Consider the following 16108-nt stretch of genomic DNA (forward strand, 5'->3'; position numbering starts at 1 on the left):
ATCTTATTTTCCCGACTCCACCCGCATTTCGACCGAGGCGCCCGACCACTGGTTGATCGCCCGCTTTTCGGTTCGCAGGCGTCGCCCGGCGTAGGAGATGCGCAACTCGATCTCGAAAGGCTTGTTCGCCTCGATGTCGTTGCCCGCGGGCAGCGTATTGGGAATAATATATAGGTAGAGCACGAGGTGGTCGCACGGCATGGTCTCCAGCACCGCGGAGCGGTCTGCGGCGATGCCGTCGGGGCGTTCGGTGAGGTTCGAACCTACGTCGGCCACGTCGGAGGCCGCCGAGGCGAAGCCGATGCGCTGGTTCGCGGCGTCGAAACAGCCGCACATCAGTGCTGCATTGTAGCGCCACCACCCTTCGTAGCGGCTCGTGACTTCGATTGTAAATCCTTTTTCGCTCATATTCTGCCGGGGCTGCGCAGGCGGGATGCCGGGCCGGATTGGCTCCAACGAACGTGCGCAGGCTATTTTTCCGTAAAAATAATACAACTGTCGTGCAACGCCAAATTTATTTGCACCCTGCCGGGCCGGGAGTGCTAAAACTCGTGGTTTTCTTTGCATATGTCTTATTTTTTCGTAACTTTGCGCACTAAATGTGCTCAAATGGAGGTAGCTCAGCGATATTCGATTGCTTACAAAGGGCTGAAAAATGGTCGTCACGACTTCCGGTTCGAAGTCGACGAATCGTTGTTCGAGGCCTTCGGGAGCACGGAGATCAAAGACGGACGGTGTGAGGTCTCGGTCGGCATGGACCGCTCGGAGACGCAGCTCATACTCGACGTACGGATCACGGGTTATGTCGTCGTCGAGTGCGACCGTTGCCTAGAGGATTGCCGCGTACCCATCGATTTCGAGGGGCAGCTCGTGGTGAAATTCTCCGACGAGGTGCACGAATACGACGGCGAAGTGATGTGGATGCTGCCGGGCGAGGACCGGGTGGAACTCGCACAGTACATCTACGAGAGCATCGTGCTGTCGCTGCCCTACCAGCGGGTGCATCCCGACGGGGAGTGCAATCCCGAAATGCTCGAACGCTTCCGGATCGTTTCGGACCGGGAGTTCGCTTCGATCGAAGCTGCGGCCGAGGCCGTAGGGGAACACAATGACGGCGAATGGGCCAAGCTGGCGGCTCTGCGCGAGCAGATGGAAGCCGAAGGCGCGGAGAGCGGCGAGGGAAAAGACCCCGACGCCGCGAAATAAACACGGAAAAGAAACGTTTAAACTTATAAATTATATTTTAAAATGGCACATCCTAAACACAAAGTCTCGTCGACGCGACGCGATAAGCGCAGAACTCACTACAAAGCTGTCGTTCCGACGGTCGTAACCTGCTCGAACTGCGGCGCAGCCGTGCTGTACCACCGCGTATGCCCCGAGTGCGGTTTCTATCGCGGAAAGCTCGCTATCGAGAAGAAAGCTGCCGAATAAATCCGGCGCTCAAAAGAGTGCATCCTCTCGGGGAGTGCCTCTTTTTTAATTTATGAAGGTCTCCTTCCGGCCGTTTGCATCCCAGTTGCGTGTGTTTTCCGGGAGCCGGGGCGGAGCGAGACGAAGATATCAACCAACACTCGTACGAGTATGATAAAGATTGGTGTAGATGCCATGGGCGGCGATTACGCTCCCGAAGCGGCCGTCAAAGGGGCCGTCATGGCACTCGATGCGATTGGGGCGGACAGCCGGATCGTGCTGTTCGGCGATGAACAGAAGATTAAATCCGTACTCGCTTCGGAGGGGTGTCCCGCCGAGCGGTTCGGAATCGTTGCAACCACCGAGGTAATCGAGATGGGCGACCATCCGGCCAAGGCTTTCCAGGCCAAGGCCGATTCGAGCATTACGGTCGGTTTCGGCCATTTGGCAAAAGGCGCTATCGACGGATTCGCAAGCGCCGGTTCGACCGGAGCCATGATGGTCGGTTCGATGTATGCCGTCAAACCGATCGAAGGAGTGGTTCGTCCCACGATTTCGTCCGTTGTTCCTACGGTTGCAGGCTCTCCTGCGCTGTTGCTGGACGTGGGACTGAATGTGGACTGCAAGCCCGAAGTACTGGCGCAGTACGGCCTGATCGGCTCGATTTACGCCGAGGCGGTGCTGGGCATCGAGCGTCCGCGCGTAGCGGTGCTCAACATCGGCGAGGAGGAGACCAAGGGCAACGCCCAGAGCAAGGCCACGTACGAAATGCTGAAGGAGGATAATCGAATCAACTTCGTGGGCAACGTCGAGGCTTCGTATATCTTCTCGGGCAAAGTGGCCGACGTGGTCGTTTGCGACGGATTCGTCGGCAATACGATCCTCAAAATGGCCGAAGGCCTCTACCGCATCAACATGGCCCTGGGCTGCCGCAACGCCTTCTGGGATGCCATGAATTACGAAAATGTGGGCGGAACTCCCGTCCTGGGCGTCAATGCGCCCGTCATCATCGGTCATGGATGCTCTTCGCCCCAGGCCATCAAGAGCATGATCCTCTCGACCGAGCAGGTCATCAAAGCCGATCTGACAGCGAAACTGCAACGTGCGTTTCAAAACTAATCAAAACACGAAAAGCCAAAGCTAATGGGTAAGATAACAGCAGCTATAACAGGTGTAGGGCAATACCTTCCGGAATACATCCTCACCAACGACGAATTAAGCCGGATGGTCGACACCAACGACGAGTGGATCATGTCGCATACGGGAATCAAGACGCGCCATATCCTCAAGGGCGAGGGTGTAGGAAGTTCCTACATGGGCGCCCGTGCAGTCATCAATTTGTTGGATAAGACGGGTGTCGATCCTATGGAGATCGACGTGGTGATTTGCGCTACCGTGACTCCCGATATGTTCTTCCCCTCGACGGGTAACTTGATTGCCGACCAGGCCGGTTGCAAGAATGCCTTCGCATTCGACGTTTCGGCGGCGTGCAGCGGTTTCCTGTTCGCTCTGACCGCCGGTGCTAAGTTCATCGAGGCCGGCACGAGCAAGAAGGTCATCGTCGTCGGCGCCGACAAGATGTCGAGCATTGTCGACTACACCGACCGTTCGACCTGCCCGCTCTTCGGCGATGCCGCCGCCGCTGTGTTGCTGGAGGCGAATACGGAAGGTTACGGAGTCGTGGATTCGATCCTGCGTTCCGACGGTTCGGGTGAGATGCAGCTCTACATGAAGGCGGGCGGTTCGCGCTTCCCGGCTTCGATCGAGACGGTGCAGAACAACTGGCATACGATCATGTGGGACGGCCACGCCGTGTTCAAGGCTGCCGTATCGAAGATGTCCGACGTTTCGGTGGAGATGATGGAGCGTCACAACCTCAAGGGCGACGATGTCCGCTACCTGGTTCCCCACCAGGCCAACCTGCGTATCATCGACGCTACGGCGCGCCGCATGGGCATTACCCAGGACAAGTGCATGATCAATATCGACCGCAACGGAAATACCACGGCCGCAACGATCCCGACGTGCCTCTACGATTATGAAGACAAGCTTCGCAAGGGCGACAACCTGATTCTGGCTGCTTTCGGCGGCGGATATACCTGGGGAGCTACCTATGTGAAGTGGGCCTATGACGGCTCGGAAGCATAAACGGGACGATCCCGATAAAAGGCGGAAACGGATGTTTCCGCCTTTTTTTATTCCTGTTCCCGGAATTTTTTTATCTTTGTTGTTTTAAACCGATTGATTGCCGATGAACCGTCTGAACCGTATTTTCCACAACAAGCAGATTAAACTGTTTTGGTTCCTGCGGAGTTTCGGGCGCTATGCGACGCCGAAACGGTTGCTGCAGTCGCGCCTGGAACGTGTGCTTGAAGCGGCCGAGAGCCGTGCCGACTGGGAATATATTTGCCGCCGGGCGGATTATTACAACAAACTCGATCCGGCAGTTGCGGCGTCCTCCCTCGAAGGACTGCATCCGTTGGGAGATCATAAATTCCGCAAGGGCGTCCGGACGGCCTATTTCTTCGATACCTACGAGTTCACCCGTTGGTTCAGCGACAGTTTGCTGTGGAATACCATTCCCGGCGATGTGACGACGGTTCCCGAAGTTCCGTCGATCGTCAAGAGCCGGCCCATCGGGGACGATAATGCCAATTCGGTGCTGCTGAATCTGGACAAAGTCCGCCATTTCATTTTTTTGCGGGACGACATCCCGTTCCGGGAGAAGGCCGACAGGGCTATTTTCCGGCTGGCGATCACGCGCCGTCCCCATCGGGAGCGCTTCATGCGCATGTATTTCGGTTCGAACTGCTGCGATGCCGGGATTTCGACGCCCCGTCCCGAATATCCTGCGGAGTGGGTCAAACCGCATATTTCGATGTACGACCACCTGAAGTACAAGTTTATTCTGGCGATCGAAGGCTATGACGTGGCGACGAACCTCAAGTGGATCATGTCGTCGAACTCGCTGGCTGTGATGCCGCGTCCGACCTACGAAACGTGGTTCATGGAGGGAACGCTCATTCCCGATTATCACTATGTGGAGATCAAGCCCGACTACTCCGACCTGGAAGAGCGGATGCGTTACTATATCGAGCACCCCGCCCAGGCCGAGGCAATCATCGCGCACGCGCACGAGTATATTGCACAGTTCCGGGACCGTGAGCGCGAAAAACTCATCGCGCTGCTGGTGCTGCGGAACTATTTCCGGCGAACCGGGCAGTGCTGATACGGGTATTTCAGTTTCCTTTCGGATTCCAGCCGTAATTTTGCCCGCCTAAGAGGCGGGTTTTAAGAGGCGATGACATGTCGGAGCGTTTCGAAGGAACCCGGCCGGGAAATAGGACTATTTTATGAAAATACTCATCATCGAAGACGAACCCTCCCTGCGGGAGATTATGGCCCGGACCCTTGTCCGGGAACATTACGTCGTCGAGCAGGCGGCCGATTACGCAGCTGCGCTCGACAAGATCGCTGCGTACGACTACGACTGTATCCTGTTGGATATCATGCTGCCCGGCGGGAGCGGACTGCGGCTGCTCGAAGAGCTGAAAACGCGGCGTAACCGTGCCGGGGTAATCATCATTTCGGCCCGCGATTCGCTCGACGACAAAATCGAAGGGCTGGAACTCGGGGCCGACGATTACCTTCCCAAGCCGTTCCACCTGGCGGAGTTGAGCGCCCGTATCCGCAGCGTCCTGCGTCGCAACCAACGCGAAGGGCAGGAGAGCCTCGATGCGGGCAACGTGCGCCTATGGCCCGACAGCCGCCGGGTCGAGGTGGCAGGCCGCGAAGTCGAATTGCTGCGCAAGGAGTACGACATCCTCCTCTATTTTATGAATCGTCCGAACCATACGGTCGACAAAACCGCACTGGCCGAAGGGGTCTGGGGCGATCACATCGACCAGGCCGACAATTTCGATTTCGTCTATGCGCAGATGAAAAACCTGCGCCGCAAGCTCCACGACGCGGGCGCCGATATCGAGATCCGCGCCGTCTATGGTTTCGGCTATAAACTCGTACAGCCGTGAAACTGGTCTACCGCATCCTGCTGCACCTTTCCTGGGCGTTGTCGCTGCTGCTAGCGGCATGGGCCGTGCTGTTCTACTTTACGCTGGTCGACGAGATCAACGACGAGGTGGACGATGCGCTCGAAGCCCGCGCCGAGGTGATCGTCAAACGGGTCCTCGCCGGGCGGGAGCTCCCCGAGCCGGCCGCCGAGGGCAATAACGGCTATTTCCTGCACGACGTGTCGGCCGAATACGCCGCCGCACAGCACCATGAACGCTATTCGGACGAAGAGATTTTCATTCCCGAACGCGACGACGAAGAGCCGGCCCGCGTGCTGCGCAAGGTTTTTCGCGACGGCGCGGGACAATGGCGCGAACTGACGGTGATGACCCCGACGATCGAGAAAGACGACCTTCGGGAGTCGATTCTTTACTGGATGGTTTGCCTTTACCTGTTCCTGCTGCTGATGATCCTGCTGGTTACGGTCGTCGTGCTCTACCGGACGATGCGGCCCCTTTATGCCCTGCTGCGATGGTTGGACGGCTATACCGTGGGGGCGCAGAACGCGCCGCTGACAGTCGAAACCTCCGTTACGGAGTTCCGGCGGCTGAACGACGCCGCGCGGCGCTATGCCGAGCGCGCCGAGTCGTCGTTCGAGCGGCAGAAACAGTTTATCGGCAACGCCTCGCACGAGATGCAGACTCCGCTGGCGGTATGCCGCAACCGGCTGGAGATGCTGGTCGACGATGCACAGTCGCTCACGGAGGAGCAGTTGGGCGAGATCGCCAAGGTGCAGCGGACGCTGGACTACCTCGTGCGGCTCAACCGCTCGCTGCTGCTGCTGTCGAAGATCGACAACGGTCAGTTCCCCGAGGCCGAAGAGGTCGACATGAACGCGCTGGTGCGCCGTACGGCCGAGGATATGGAGGAGATTTACGCCTACCGCAACATGCGTTTCACGCTTGCGGAACAGGGGCGGCTTACGGTCCGGATGAATCCGTCGCTGGCCGGGAGCGTGGTTGCCAATCTCGTGAAAAACGCTTTTGTCCATGGCGACGAGGGCGGCGAAGTGACGGTGGATATTACCCCGCAGCGCTTTACGGTTTGCAACAGCGGAGCCGGCGGCCCGCTCGATGCCGGGCATATCTTCGACCGGTTCTACCAGGGGGCGAAGAAGGAGGGTTCGACGGGGCTGGGCCTTGCCGTGGTCGATGCCGTTTGCCGGCTCTACGGCCTGAAGGTTGCCTACTCCTATATGGATAAGCGGCATTGCTTCACGATCGATTTCCGGACAGCGAAAAAATAATTGCAGAAAATAGGATTTTTCAGATTCGTTTCAGTTTCGGGCCGCATCTTTGCACTATGAAACTTAATTAAAAGATTACGATTATGAAAAAGCTCACGATTCTTCTCGCTTCCCTGGCTATCATGGCCTCTTCGGTTCCCGCTTTTGCCGGTAAAGACCGGATGATTACTGTCAACGAACTTCCTGCCGTGTCGCAGCAGTTTGTCAAGACGCACTTCACGGGCGTTGATGTCTCCTACGCCAAGGTTGACGAGGAGTTGTTCAGCAAGGATTACAAGGTGGTCTTCGTCAACGGTGCAAAGGTCGAGTTCGCCAAGGACGGACAGTGGACGGAGGTCGACTGCAAGTACGGCGAAGTTCCTGCGGCGATCGTTCCGCAGGAGATCCGCAACTACGTCGCCAAGAACTTCGCCGGCCGCAAGATCGTCTCGATCGACCGTGACACGCGTGACTACGAGGTAAAACTCGACAATGGCCTTGACCTGAAATTCGACCTAAAATTTCGCCTGATCGAGATCGACGACTGATCCGCATCCGATTGACTTCCAGTAATGACGCACGACCCATCGGGCCGTGCGTCGTCTTGTAGGCAGATATAATCAGGCGTTATTTATGTATAAAATAATATGATAGCTATTTTGATACAAATCACGAAAAACTATTGTATATTTGTATCACAAACGATCACAAAACGCAAACTTAAAACAATACCGTTATGTTAAGCAAGAAATTACACGAAGCGATGAACGCGCAGATCAATGCCGAGCTCTGGTCGGCTTATCTCTATCTTTCGATGTCGATGGACGCCGAAGCCAAAGGGCTGAAAGGCGTTGCCAACTGGTTCTACGTTCAGTTCCAGGAGGAGCAGGACCACGCGCGCATCTTCATGAACTATATCCTTTCGCGCGATGCCGAAGTGAAGCTGCTTCCCATCGAGGAGGTGCGTAACAAGTGGGCTTCGCCGCTGGAAATGTTCCAGGATACGCTGAAGCACGAGAAGGAAGTTACGGCCATGATCAACAACCTGGCCGCCATTGCCGCAGGGGACAAGGACTACGCTTCGTCGAACATGCTCGTCTGGTTCGTCGACGAGCAGGTCGAGGAGGAGGAGTCGGCACGCGACATGATCACCGCCTGCGAGGCTGTCGAGGGCAACAAGTTCGGGCTCTACATGCTCGACAAGGAGCTGGCTGCCCGCACCTATACACAGGCTTCGCCCCTGGCGAACGCTAACGCCTAAATAAAAGTTTTTGTCATAGTTATTTTCAGAGGGTCCGGCTTCCGCGAGGAGGCCGGGCTTTTTGCGTTTTCGGGAGGACGGCGTGGCGATCTGTTCGTGCAACGACGGATTGCGGCCCGTGATCATGACGATCGAACGCACCGACGAGGAGTCGACGATCGCTTACGATCCGGTGCGCTGACGCTTCAGCGTTTCGGATTGTAGTCGATGCCCGCTTTGCGGGCCTGCGCGTGCTGGTAGCAGCGGCGGATGCGGTAGAGGCGTCCGTCCTTGACCAGCCGTGCCCCGGTCTGGTGGAACCAGAAGGAAATGCCTGCGGCGACGCTCTGTTCGCGCAGCCCGAGCACCCATGCGTAGTCGCACGGCCGGGCTTCGTTGCCCGATTCGCCTCCGGCCGCGACCTCTTCGATGGCAGGTGAAAGGTAACGGACGATGTCGAGCGGTCCCAGCAGCGGGGCGCAGATGACGATCCGGTGGCGGACCGGGGTTTTCAGGAACAGCGGCAGCCGGTAGTCGGCCATCGCCTGATTCTCGACCGTGCAGCCGATGACGACGTTTTCATAACCGTCGCCCCAGTCGGGCGGCAGCACGGCCGCCAGCCGGTCGATGCGTTTGGTGAAGAAGATGAACCGCAGGTCGCTGCGCATGCGTATCATCTCCCATGCGTCGACACGCCACGCATCGGCCTCTTCCAGGAGGAAATCCGACGTAAAACAGGTATAGACGGTCTCTCCCGCGGGGACTTTGAAACGTCCGTCGCGGCTGCGGCGGATCGGGAGGTTGAACGCCGCCGTCTGCCGCACTTCGCGGCTGTCCTTGTCGTGCTGTCCGTCCTGCCGGTAAACATAACAGTTGCGGCAGCCTTCACTGATCTTGCGGCATCCGTGCCAGGGATTCCATGAAACGGACATGGCTACATGAACTCCATGCGTAATCGGACCATGTGGCGGCATTCTACGCCGTTCTCGAAGATGGGGGCGGGGCTGTGTTTGCGGAAATAGTCTTCGTCGATGCCGCAGCGGACGAATCCGCAACGTTCGTAGAGGGCGATTTGCCCGAAACCCGAATCGCCTGTGCCGATTTCGAGAAGGCGGAATCCCGCACTTCGGGCCGTTTCGGCGGCGTGGCGGAGCATCGCCGTGGCGATGCCCTGCCGTTGGCGGTCGGGCGCCACGGCAATGTTCACGACCTCGGCCGTGAAAGGCCGTGTATGGATCAATACATATTGTCCGACGATCCGCCCGTTGTCATAGGCGGCATAGCATGTTCCGCGGCCGATGTAATCGGCCACCGAGGCTTCCACTTCGTCGGCCAGCAGCAGCAGTTCCCGCGAGGGAGTTTCCGTTTTGCGGATTTCCATATCAGAAAAGAGATAGGGCGCCCTGGAAGGTCGCCAATACGACAATGTAACGCACGGTCTTGCCTGCGAGCATCGCGCCGCTCGTCAGCCACACGTTGCTGCGCATCAGGCCCAGCATGATGGCGATGGCTTCGCCGATGGTGGGTAGGAAGGCGAAGAAGGCCATCAGCGCTCCGCGTCCGGCGAGGAACTTCCGGGCCCGGGCCAACTGGCGCGTCGAAACGCCGAGCTTGGTGATCCATTCGGTTTTGCCCAGCGTTCCGATCCAATAGCAGGTCATGCCGCCCAGCGTGTTGCCCAGCGCGGCCGCGACGATACACCACACAGGGTCGAGGCCCATGCCTACGAGTACCACCATCACCGCTTCGGAACTGAACGGCAGGACGCTCCCGGCGATGAGCGCCGAGAGGAAGAGGCCCCAGTAGCCCCAGTCGATAAGAAATTGGGTGATCGCTTCCATACGTATCCGGTCGGGCCCTTTTGCAGGCCCTCCGGACAAAGATAGCGATTTTTTCGGTTACACCCGCTCCCCGGCCCAGCCGCGGACTGTGCGGCTGCGGACTTCGACGCCGAATTCATCGGCCCGGGCGAGAATGCGCCGGGCGAGAGCGGCTTTTTTGTCGTCGGGCGCGTAGCGGAAATAGGCTTCCGCCGCACGGACGTGCGCCGCGTCGACGAGCGGAAATTCGCGGGTCTCGGGGATTCCGAACGCCGAGGCAGGCAGTTCGTGGCGTTCTTCGGCGGTGAGCCGGTCGGATGAGGCGGTTTTTGCGGTCATGGTATTCGTTTTTTATCCAAAACGGCAAAATCCGGGCCAGCGGAATTTAGGAATCCGCTAAAAATATATCCATTTCAGCCCGTCTCCGGGGTTTTTGCCCGAATGGCCTTTGGAGGCTGTTGGAAGCCTATTTTGCGGAAAATTTGAAGAATAAATTGAAAATGTGCTTCTTTTTTTAGGGCGTAGCAGAATAATTGCTTATATTTGTGCGAGCCAAAAAGTGTTGCTTTTGGGCGAAAACCGATAGATGGGCGCAGGAGAGAGAAGTTGAAAGATAAGCCTGTCCGCGGTAGGACTTAATAATGGATGCTTAACATTACGCATGATGAAAAAACTTTTCCTGTTCTGTGCTTTGATTACCGCAGCCCTGTTCTGGGCATGCACCAGTGACGATAACGTCGTTCCGGAAGGCCCGGGCAACAAGCCCGAAGAGCCTGTTGTGACTCCCGAAGAGCCTGTTGTGACTCCCGTAGTGCCCGCTGGTTTCGGCTGGTCGACCGAGGCGAATGTAAACCTGACGCTCGAATCGCCCGTGGAGACCAGTGTCTCGGTCTATTCGGAGGAGGACTGCAAGGAAAATTCGCTGCTCGTGGAGCATGCATACCTGGCGTCGGGCGAGGCCCGTACGTTTACGATGGCTGTTCCCGCAGGCGCTGAAAAATTGTATGTGAAATATCCTGCCGCATCGGGTTCCGACGGTGTCGTTGCACTTGCCGTGAATTCGGTGAACGGCGAGGACGATGTAGACTACAAATTCCCGGTCGACGCTGTCCATTCGGTCTACCAGAAGGTCGGTAACTACCAATACTACTACAATTCGGGCGTTATCATGGTCGAGGACATGTGGCCCGACTTCGCCGCATCGGACGCCGACTTCAACGACCTGGTGGTGGAGTACGACCTCAAAACGGTCGAGTGCACCACGCCGGCCCTGCTCCCCGCACACGGATATAAGGAGGGACTTATCGTTACGCTCGACATTCGCGGCGTAGGCAGCAGCCACACCAAAAAGGCCGGCCTGCAACTGGATTTCGACACGTCGCTCATCAAGAATGTGGAGACCATCGTTTATAAGAAAGAGGGACAGGGCGTCATGACCCCGATTACCGACAACAGTTTCACCATCGAGGTGGACAAGACCCAGCCCGACAAGGTGCTGATCCTGTTCGACGGACTGGACAACCTCGTCCAGGGCAAGCACTACCAGACGACCCGGGGAGAAATCGAGGTGGGCAAGCCGATGATTCGCGCCTATGTTAAAATATCGGGTGTGCCCGACCGCTCGAAACTTACCGGCGAAGAGAGCCGCAGGCAGGCGGAGGCCTTCCGTGACGTGACCTCCTATCCTCAGAAGCACGACTTCTTCATGGTGCTCAAGTCGGCATACGGTTCGGCGGAGATTCACCAGAAAGGTTTTGCCCCGAGCTATCGTTACAAGAATTACGAGGCCGACAGTAAGGGCCTGATGTCGAGCGTGCCCTATTGCAGCAAGAACAACGATGTCTGGGTACTGCGCCTTCCCGTCGGCACGCCCCATGTTTACGACTGCGTGAGCATCTTCTCGGCTTATCCCGACCTCAAGGCGTGGATCGAAAGCAACGGCACGCAGAAACGCAGCTGGTATAAGAATTACGACCACGATCTGGTTCCGCGCTACTGGTAAGCGGACCGCAACGAATCATAAAGCCTGCATCTTTCGGTGCAGGCTTTTTTTGTCGGTCGGCCGGGCGGCTATCCGATGACGGTCGCTACGATCCGTCGGCCCGAAGCTCGGTTGCGGAACTCGCAGAGGTAGATGCCCTGCCAGGTTCCCAGCCCGGGACGGCCCCCGATGATCGGGATGGTGAGGTCGACGCCCGTAAGGGTCGATTTGGCGTGTGCCGGCATGTCGTCGTCGCCTTCGACGGTGTGCGTGTAGTAACCTTCGCGCTCGCGGACCAGCCGGTCGAAAATCGCCGTGAGGTCGTGCTGCACGTCGGGATCGGCATTTTCATTGATCGAAAGTCCGGCCGAAGTGTGGCGGATGAAGAGGTGCAGCAGGCCCGCCTCAGGCAGCGGCGGCAGGTTGCGCACGATTTCGTCTGTCACAAGATGAAAGCCCCGGCTTCGCGGGCGGAGCGTAAATTCGCGTTGAATTGCCATGCTGTCGGGATTTTCCGCCTCAGAGGCGACGTGCGATCAGGTTGTCGACGGCGTAGCGTCCCGGTCCCGCGATCCATAGCAGCACGAATGCTGCGAGGTAGAGCATGGCCAGTTCCCGTACGGCAAACGGGTCGCCCTTGTGGACCGAGAAGAAGGCGATGCACATGGTGAAGATCATCGGGATCAGCGCCAGCCGGTAGAGCATTCCGGTGATGAATCCCAGCGAACAGATCACTTCGGCGAAGATCGCCAGCAGCAGCGACGTTTGGCTTCCGATGCCCAGCGGGTCGGGAAACGTCGTGCAGAGTGTGTCGAAGTTCTGCCATTTGGCGATACCGTGGGTCATCAGCAGTACGCCGAAGACGATGCGGGCCGCCAGCAGCAGCCACGAAGCCCCGGCGCCGGAGGGCGCTGCGGGAAAGAGGATTCGGAGGATTGCAGTCATATCATTCGTTTTTTGGGTTTAATGCATGGTCATGCCGATATATACGCCGATGCAGTAGGGAATCAGCCAGATGCACCAGACGGCGACGCTGAAGCGGCTGAAGCGGCGGCGCGCCCGTTCCGATCCCCGGAAATAGGTTGCAACGGCCCAGACGGCGTGGATGAGCATCAGTACGACGGCGATAGCTCCCGTGACGGTGTGGATGCGGTCGTGGGCGTGCGTCAGGCGGGCGATGTGCTCCATGAGCGTCGTTCCGGTGATGTCGGCCGCGATGCCCAGCAGGAAAAAGACGACATGCCACAGCCGCAGGCCGTGCTGGAGCCGTTCGCCCCACACCCCGACGGTGTAGAATACGAGTGCCGAGGAGATCACGGCGATAGCTGCTGTCAGCAGGTGGATTTCGACGGAATGCATGGCATTTTCTGTTTCGGATGCTCCTGCAAATATAATACCTTCGAGGGCTTTTGCAACAGCGGCGGCCCGACAATGTGCAGGCGGGTTTGGCGTTGCGCGCTCCTTGCGCTATCTTTGCAGGGATGAATTTCAACCGTTATATCCCGGAGTCGGAATTTTCCGAACTGGCGGATTTCATTCGCCGGGAAGGTGCTGTGCGGCATTTGGCCCGCGGCGAACGGCTTTCCGCACAGGGCTTCCGCATCCATCGCTGCGGGCTGGTCGTGCGGGGCGCATTCCGTTATGTACATGCCGCTGCCGCCGGGGAAGGACATGTCGTAGGGTATGCCTTTGCCGGGGAGTTCGTCGGCGACTATATTTCGATGTGCAACGGGACGCCCTCGCAGGTTACGATCGAAGCGATGTGCGATGCGGAAACCCTGCTGGTTCCGGGCGAACGGCTCGAAGCCTTTTACCGCACCGATGCCGCCCGCGAACGGTTGGGACGCACGTTTGCCCAGCATATGCTGGCCGAGGTCTATGAGCGTCTGCTGGACCGCTGTGCCGCTTCCCCGCAGCAGCGTTACGAGGCCTTGCTGGAACGCTGCCCGGACCTGCTGCAACTCGTTCCCCTGCGTGAACTGGCCTCCTACCTGGGAGTGCGTCCCGAGACCCTGAGCCGCATCCGCCGCCGGATTCTCTGATTTCTTGATCCGCGTCAAGCCTTTTTTCGTCCGAAGCCGTTAACTTTGGCGCTATGAAACGAGCGATTGTCATAGGGGCTACCTCCGGTATAGGCCGTGCAGTGGCCGAACGTCTTGCGGCGCAAGGATACCGCGTCGGTGTGACCGGGAGGCGCGAAGCCTTGCTGGCGGAACTGGCTGCCTCGAATCCGGGAGGCTTCTGTTATGCCGCGGCCGATATTGCCGACCCTGCCGCATCCTGTGCGGCGCTGGAACGCCTTGTCTCCTGCCTGGGCGGCCTGGACCTGTGTGTGGTATCCGCCGGGACGGGCGACCTGAATCCCGGACTGGACTATGCGCTGGAAGAACCGGCTTTGCGGACCAACGTCGTGGGCTGGACGGCGGCGGTCGACTGGGCTTATGGCCTGTTCGAGCGGCAGGGCTGCGGCCACCTGGTCGTCATCACGTCGGTCGGGGGCCTGCGCGGCGGCGGTGCGGCTCCGGCTTACAACGCCTCGAAAGCCTACCAGATCAACTATGCCGAAGGCCTGCGGCAGCGGGCGGCAAAATCCAGTCGGACGGTCTGCGTGACCGATATCCGCCCCGGATTCGTGGCAACGGCCATGGCCAAGGGCGAAGGATTGTTTTGGGTGATGCCTGCCGGTAAGGCCGCCGACCAGATCGTGCGGGCCATCCGCCGCCGCCCTCCGGTGGCGGTTGTCACACGGCGCTGGCGGCTGCTTGCCTGGGTGCTGAAACACCTGCCGGAGTGTATTTACCGCAAAATGGGTTAATTATGAACTGCTGGTTCCTTGCGGCCGGAGCACTGCTCGTCGCCGCATTCTTCGTACATGTGTTTTCGGGCAATCGCTTCTATTCGGTGGCGCGGCCCGATGCGGCGACTGCACGTCCGGGAGCGTATGAGGCGTGGCTGATGGGCCGCTGCGGGGTTCAGATGATCTCGGTGGACCTGTTCCTGGCTGCGGTATTCCTGCTCCTGCTGGGAACGGGCGTCCTGCCCCGCAATTCGGCGCTCGAACTCCTGCTGTTGCTCGTGTTCGGCGGCTGGAGCGTCTTCTGGCTGGTGTCGCTCCTCTGTGAAAAAGCCGGAGGACGTTATTACCTCCGGCTGTGCCACTGGGCGTTGTTTTTCGCGCTCTTCCTGCTCCTGCTCGCAGGAATCTGCTGACGCGCCTACTCCTCCTCTTCGTAGTAGACTTTATAGAACTTGCCCTTTTCGTCCTCGCCCTGTTCCAGCAGGTTGCGGTTGCCGTGGACGTAGATGTGGAAATTGCGGTCGAGCTTGATGACGCTTTTGTAAGACCGCGCCTGCTTCTTGACCGCCGAATCCGAAATGCCGAATTCATCCTCGATGCGGATGTCGCGGTCCTGTTCGTACTCCTGCTTGAAACGTGTGAAACTCTCCACGACCTCCGGCTGGCGGATCACCTTTTCCGAGAAGTCGTCCATCGAAAAACTGTCCTGCTCCTGGAAGTACTTCATCGTTTCGTTGAGCATCTCGGCCTGGTCGGCTTTCGAAACGTCGAACTCCTTCGACAGGTGTTTTGTGACGTATTTCTTGCACATGGCCAGCGTGTTGTGCGTATTGTGGTAGTTGTCCTGCCGCTGGCGTACGCGCAGGAAATCGTCGATCCAGTAGCGGGCTTCGGTGCGGTTGGTGTTGTCGACGATGCAGACCGTAAAACCCGCTTCGCGCTCGATGTTGAAGACGACGCACCCCTTGTCCAGCCGCTTGATGTCGATGCCCTCGCGGGCTGCGATGTGTACGCCTCCGGCCTCGTGCTCGACATCGAGGAACGTGTCGCGCGTCTCGGACTTGAACAGTCCCACGGCGTCGGTGCGTTCGCCGCCGAAACTGCAATCGGCGAAGTAGACTACGTAAAATTCGCCGCCCTTGATCTGCGGGTGCATGCCGCTTTCGTAGAGGTGCTTGGCGAGGCTCACCGAGTGCTCGTGGAGCGCCCCGGGATCGTCGAATATCTTGCAGACGAAATTCCAGACCTCGTTGCACGTGAGGTCGGTCTCGTGGTAGAGGTTGTAGCACTCTTCGGACTTGAACCCGTCCAGGAAATAGGCTGTGAGCGTACGCATCAGCCCCTCGTCGGCGACCTGTGCGGAGAGTTCGGGCGAGGCCATCAGCGGTTCGTCTTTCGATTTGTTGCCGACGACGTGTACGGCCAGCGCTTCGATGCGGGTATCTTCGGTATAGAGCATTGTTCGGATTGTTTAACGGACGACAAAGATGCGCATTTTTTGTCTCTCGGGCAAGTCCCGGAGCCAATAAAAAGGCCGGAACCCCTCGGGGCTCCGGCCTTG

The 16108-nt window shown here is 58.3% G+C and carries 22 protein-coding genes and 1 pseudogene; 14 read left to right on the plus strand and 9 right to left on the minus strand.

The genetic code is table 11. The annotated features are described in order from the left end of the window. Positions 1 to 3: 3 nt before the first annotated feature. Complete coding sequence (locus tag I2E69_RS09990; protein WP_195461069.1) at positions 4 to 408, minus strand: hypothetical protein; 405 nt, start codon at positions 406 to 408, stop codon at positions 4 to 6. 201 nt (positions 409 to 609) lie between these two features. Between I2E69_RS09990 and I2E69_RS09995 the strand changes: the two genes are divergently transcribed. From I2E69_RS09995 to I2E69_RS10040, 10 genes and pseudogenes are all read left to right on the plus strand, one after another. Beyond that, positions 610 to 1206, plus strand: coding sequence for a YceD family protein (locus tag I2E69_RS09995; protein ID WP_195461070.1), 597 nt, complete (start codon positions 610 to 612; stop codon positions 1204 to 1206). Positions 1207 to 1248: 42 nt separating this feature from the next. Beyond that, positions 1249 to 1434, plus strand: a complete 186-nt coding sequence (gene rpmF / locus I2E69_RS10000) for a 50S ribosomal protein L32 (protein ID WP_141427982.1) — start codon at positions 1249 to 1251, stop codon at positions 1432 to 1434. A gap of 150 nt (positions 1435 to 1584) precedes the next feature. Further along, positions 1585 to 2532 (plus strand): phosphate acyltransferase PlsX, encoded by a 948-nt coding sequence (plsX, locus tag I2E69_RS10005; protein WP_195461071.1) that lies wholly within the window; start codon positions 1585 to 1587, stop codon positions 2530 to 2532. 24 nt (positions 2533 to 2556) lie between these two features. After that, a complete protein-coding gene (locus I2E69_RS10010; RefSeq protein WP_195461072.1) occupies positions 2557 to 3561 on the plus strand; it encodes a beta-ketoacyl-ACP synthase III in 1005 nt (334 codons plus the stop codon). Between the two features lie 103 nt (positions 3562 to 3664). Beyond that, entirely contained in the window at positions 3665 to 4642 is a 978-nt protein-coding gene (locus I2E69_RS10015; RefSeq protein ID WP_229095453.1) for a glycosyl transferase family 90, read from the plus strand. Between the two features lie 124 nt (positions 4643 to 4766). Beyond that, complete coding sequence (locus I2E69_RS10020) at positions 4767 to 5444, plus strand: response regulator transcription factor (RefSeq protein WP_195461074.1); 678 nt, start codon at positions 4767 to 4769, stop codon at positions 5442 to 5444. Then, positions 5441 to 6730, plus strand: a complete 1290-nt coding sequence (locus I2E69_RS10025) for a sensor histidine kinase (protein ID WP_195461075.1) — start codon at positions 5441 to 5443, stop codon at positions 6728 to 6730. Before I2E69_RS10020 ends, I2E69_RS10025 begins: the two co-directional genes overlap by 4 nt. An 83-nt stretch (positions 6731 to 6813) precedes the next feature. Further along, positions 6814 to 7257, plus strand: a complete 444-nt coding sequence (locus I2E69_RS10030; RefSeq protein WP_195461076.1) for a PepSY-like domain-containing protein — start codon at positions 6814 to 6816, stop codon at positions 7255 to 7257. A 188-nt stretch (positions 7258 to 7445) separates the two neighbouring features. Continuing rightward, positions 7446 to 7970 (plus strand): ferritin, encoded by a 525-nt coding sequence (locus tag I2E69_RS10035; protein ID WP_195461077.1) that lies wholly within the window; start codon positions 7446 to 7448, stop codon positions 7968 to 7970. 70 nt (positions 7971 to 8040) lie between these two features. Further along, positions 8041 to 8151, plus strand: a pseudogene (locus I2E69_RS10040) (TIGR04076 family protein); the annotation flags it as partial. Between the two features lie 4 nt (positions 8152 to 8155). Here the strand turns inward: I2E69_RS10040 and I2E69_RS10045 are convergent. The 4 genes from I2E69_RS10045 to I2E69_RS10060 are packed head-to-tail and all read right to left on the minus strand — an operon-like array spanning position 8156 to position 10108. Next, complete coding sequence (locus I2E69_RS10045; protein ID WP_195461078.1) at positions 8156 to 8881, minus strand: DUF5131 family protein; 726 nt, start codon at positions 8879 to 8881, stop codon at positions 8156 to 8158. A 2-nt stretch (positions 8882 to 8883) separates the two neighbouring features. Next, positions 8884 to 9330, minus strand: a complete 447-nt coding sequence (locus I2E69_RS10050) for a GNAT family N-acetyltransferase (RefSeq protein ID WP_195461079.1) — start codon at positions 9328 to 9330, stop codon at positions 8884 to 8886. A gap of 1 nt (position 9331) precedes the next feature. Then, complete coding sequence (locus I2E69_RS10055) at positions 9332 to 9790, minus strand: YqaA family protein (RefSeq protein WP_195461080.1); 459 nt, start codon at positions 9788 to 9790, stop codon at positions 9332 to 9334. 57 nt (positions 9791 to 9847) lie between these two features. Then, entirely contained in the window at positions 9848 to 10108 is a 261-nt protein-coding gene (locus I2E69_RS10060) for a DUF6582 domain-containing protein (protein ID WP_195461081.1), read from the minus strand. A gap of 325 nt (positions 10109 to 10433) precedes the next feature. On the opposite strand from I2E69_RS10060, the gene I2E69_RS10065 reads away from it, so the two are divergent. Then, positions 10434 to 11771, plus strand: a complete 1338-nt coding sequence (locus I2E69_RS10065) for an LruC domain-containing protein (protein WP_229095454.1) — start codon at positions 10434 to 10436, stop codon at positions 11769 to 11771. A 68-nt stretch (positions 11772 to 11839) separates the two neighbouring features. Here the strand turns inward: I2E69_RS10065 and I2E69_RS10070 are convergent, their stop codons facing one another. Genes I2E69_RS10070 through I2E69_RS10080 form a run of 3 tightly spaced genes read right to left on the minus strand, consistent with a single transcriptional unit; the run spans position 11840 to position 13109 of the window. Then, complete coding sequence (locus I2E69_RS10070) at positions 11840 to 12250, minus strand: secondary thiamine-phosphate synthase enzyme YjbQ (protein WP_195461083.1); 411 nt, start codon at positions 12248 to 12250, stop codon at positions 11840 to 11842. A 19-nt stretch (positions 12251 to 12269) separates the two neighbouring features. Beyond that, complete coding sequence (locus I2E69_RS10075) at positions 12270 to 12695, minus strand: DoxX family protein (RefSeq protein ID WP_195461084.1); 426 nt, start codon at positions 12693 to 12695, stop codon at positions 12270 to 12272. 18 nt (positions 12696 to 12713) lie between these two features. After that, positions 12714 to 13109 carry an HsmA family protein gene (locus I2E69_RS10080; RefSeq protein WP_195461085.1) on the minus strand — a complete coding sequence of 132 codons (396 nt, stop codon included), beginning with the start codon at positions 13107 to 13109 and terminating at the stop codon, positions 12714 to 12716. Positions 13110 to 13231: 122 nt separating this feature from the next. Here I2E69_RS10080 and I2E69_RS10085 point away from each other — a divergent pair, with 122 nt between their 5' ends. From I2E69_RS10085 to I2E69_RS10095, 3 genes are read left to right on the plus strand one after another with little or no spacing between them, the layout of a single operon-like run. After that, positions 13232 to 13792, plus strand: coding sequence for a Crp/Fnr family transcriptional regulator (locus tag I2E69_RS10085; RefSeq protein WP_195461086.1), 561 nt, complete (start codon positions 13232 to 13234; stop codon positions 13790 to 13792). Between the two features lie 53 nt (positions 13793 to 13845). Beyond that, the gene (locus I2E69_RS10090; protein WP_195461087.1) at positions 13846 to 14565 is read left to right on the plus strand and encodes an SDR family NAD(P)-dependent oxidoreductase; all 720 of its coding nucleotides are present in this window, start codon (positions 13846 to 13848) and stop codon (positions 14563 to 14565) included. A gap of 2 nt (positions 14566 to 14567) precedes the next feature. Then, complete coding sequence (locus tag I2E69_RS10095) at positions 14568 to 14960, plus strand: hypothetical protein (RefSeq protein WP_195461088.1); 393 nt, start codon at positions 14568 to 14570, stop codon at positions 14958 to 14960. Between the two features lie 5 nt (positions 14961 to 14965). On the opposite strand, the gene I2E69_RS10100 is transcribed toward I2E69_RS10095, so the two are convergent. After that, positions 14966 to 16006, minus strand: coding sequence for a nucleoid-associated protein (locus tag I2E69_RS10100; RefSeq protein ID WP_195461089.1), 1041 nt, complete (start codon positions 16004 to 16006; stop codon positions 14966 to 14968). Positions 16007 to 16108 lie beyond the last annotated feature (102 nt).

It is taken from the genome of Alistipes sp. D31t1_170403_E11, from assembly GCF_015553985.1.
Classification (GTDB): domain Bacteria; phylum Bacteroidota; class Bacteroidia; order Bacteroidales; family Rikenellaceae; genus Alistipes; species Alistipes montrealensis.

Bases quoted from the DNA above. Each gene is read 5' to 3' on its own strand.
- I2E69_RS09990 (WP_195461069.1), bottom strand. From the start codon at position 408: ATGAGCGAAAAAGGATTTACAATCGAAGTCACGAGCCGCTACGAAGGG.
- rpmF (WP_141427982.1), top strand. From the start codon at position 1,249: ATGGCACATCCTAAACACAAAGTCTCGTCGACGCGACGCGATAAGCGC.
- I2E69_RS10065 (WP_229095454.1), top strand. From the start codon at position 10,434: ATGAAAAAACTTTTCCTGTTCTGTGCTTTGATTACCGCAGCCCTGTTC.
- I2E69_RS10015 (WP_229095453.1), top strand. From the start codon at position 3,665: ATGAACCGTCTGAACCGTATTTTCCACAACAAGCAGATTAAACTGTTT.
- I2E69_RS10020 (WP_195461074.1), top strand. From the start codon at position 4,767: ATGAAAATACTCATCATCGAAGACGAACCCTCCCTGCGGGAGATTATG.
- plsX (WP_195461071.1), top strand. From the start codon at position 1,585: ATGATAAAGATTGGTGTAGATGCCATGGGCGGCGATTACGCTCCCGAA.
- I2E69_RS10055 (WP_195461080.1), bottom strand. From the start codon at position 9,790: ATGGAAGCGATCACCCAATTTCTTATCGACTGGGGCTACTGGGGCCTC.
- I2E69_RS10095 (WP_195461088.1), top strand. From the start codon at position 14,568: ATGAACTGCTGGTTCCTTGCGGCCGGAGCACTGCTCGTCGCCGCATTC.
- I2E69_RS10100 (WP_195461089.1), bottom strand. From the start codon at position 16,006: ATGCTCTATACCGAAGATACCCGCATCGAAGCGCTGGCCGTACACGTC.
- I2E69_RS10030 (WP_195461076.1), top strand. From the start codon at position 6,814: ATGAAAAAGCTCACGATTCTTCTCGCTTCCCTGGCTATCATGGCCTCT.
- I2E69_RS09995 (WP_195461070.1), top strand. From the start codon at position 610: ATGGAGGTAGCTCAGCGATATTCGATTGCTTACAAAGGGCTGAAAAAT.
- I2E69_RS10085 (WP_195461086.1), top strand. From the start codon at position 13,232: ATGAATTTCAACCGTTATATCCCGGAGTCGGAATTTTCCGAACTGGCG.
- I2E69_RS10060 (WP_195461081.1), bottom strand. From the start codon at position 10,108: ATGACCGCAAAAACCGCCTCATCCGACCGGCTCACCGCCGAAGAACGC.
- I2E69_RS10075 (WP_195461084.1), bottom strand. From the start codon at position 12,695: ATGACTGCAATCCTCCGAATCCTCTTTCCCGCAGCGCCCTCCGGCGCC.
- I2E69_RS10035 (WP_195461077.1), top strand. From the start codon at position 7,446: ATGTTAAGCAAGAAATTACACGAAGCGATGAACGCGCAGATCAATGCC.
- I2E69_RS10070 (WP_195461083.1), bottom strand. From the start codon at position 12,250: ATGGCAATTCAACGCGAATTTACGCTCCGCCCGCGAAGCCGGGGCTTT.
- I2E69_RS10090 (WP_195461087.1), top strand. From the start codon at position 13,846: ATGAAACGAGCGATTGTCATAGGGGCTACCTCCGGTATAGGCCGTGCA.
- I2E69_RS10080 (WP_195461085.1), bottom strand. From the start codon at position 13,109: ATGCATTCCGTCGAAATCCACCTGCTGACAGCAGCTATCGCCGTGATC.
- I2E69_RS10045 (WP_195461078.1), bottom strand. From the start codon at position 8,881: ATGTCCGTTTCATGGAATCCCTGGCACGGATGCCGCAAGATCAGTGAA.
- I2E69_RS10010 (WP_195461072.1), top strand. From the start codon at position 2,557: ATGGGTAAGATAACAGCAGCTATAACAGGTGTAGGGCAATACCTTCCG.
- I2E69_RS10050 (WP_195461079.1), bottom strand. From the start codon at position 9,330: ATGGAAATCCGCAAAACGGAAACTCCCTCGCGGGAACTGCTGCTGCTG.